Annotated in this window: 1 protein-coding gene and 1 pseudogene; one reads left to right on the forward strand and one right to left on the reverse strand. The window is 41.1% G+C overall.

Annotation, left to right across the window (positions count from 1 at the left end):
- Positions 1–63: 63 nt before the first annotated feature.
- Positions 64–447 (forward strand): hypothetical protein, encoded by a 384-nt coding sequence (locus R7Z50_RS26215; RefSeq protein ID WP_005464338.1) that lies wholly within the window; start codon positions 64–66, stop codon positions 445–447.
- An 81-nt stretch (positions 448–528) separates the two neighbouring features.
- Here R7Z50_RS26215 and R7Z50_RS26220 read toward each other — a convergent pair.
- Positions 529–832: pseudogene (locus tag R7Z50_RS26220) on the reverse strand (chromosome partitioning protein ParA); the annotation flags it as partial.

The raw sequence follows: 832 nt of genomic DNA on the forward strand, positions 1-832 counted from the left end.
CTTCAATAAATTAGACTCAGGGGACACTTATAAGCTGCGTTGTATATAACTAAAGGAATGCCCATGAGCTCAAGTATGATCCTTAGCGAATCCCTAATTGAAAGTGGACGTGATATCCCACTAAAAGAACTGCTTTATGCAAAGCGCGTGTTAGACAACTACATGGCGGTAGCAAAAGACACAAGCCCGCTTGAGCTATTAACAGAAATGAAAGCTGCAGCTAAACAAGTAGAATACTTCACTACAGATAACAATCCGTGTGAAGCGCGCAATGTCATTAGCAGTATGATTGATGAGATCGACAGTGCAGAAACGTTTGCTGCTTTCAAAACTCTCGCAGGAAAGCCATCTCAAGCTTTGAACGAATTAATTGAAGATCGTGCTCAACTCATTAGGTATGAACGAGAACTTTTGCTTGCATCAGGTTATGATGCCTCTCGTATCTAACGAGTTTTAGCTTAACATAGGTAAAAGGAAAGGAGCTCAGTGAGCTCCTTTTTGTATGAACAATCGAGTGTATTGTTGGGTTTATAAACCCATATCCGATGTGATTTCTTTGATCTGTTTGAGATCCATTTTATAGACTTCAATTAGTTGATCAATTTGGCTAAGTCGAGAATTTGCTTCATCGTGCTTATCGCAAGCATCGGATTTTACATCCCACGACTTCCCTTCTAAGAACACATCACATTCTTTCTTCAGCTGGTCGATTTTCGGCAGTAGCTTCTCGCGCTCTTTCTCTAACGCTTCTAGATCTTGCGAGATTTTGAGTTCTTTCTGGAACACTTCACGAGAGCGTTCAAACATGGTTGCTTGCATATCCGCTTGGCGA

The organism is Vibrio sp. 1249-1 (genome assembly GCF_033340495.1).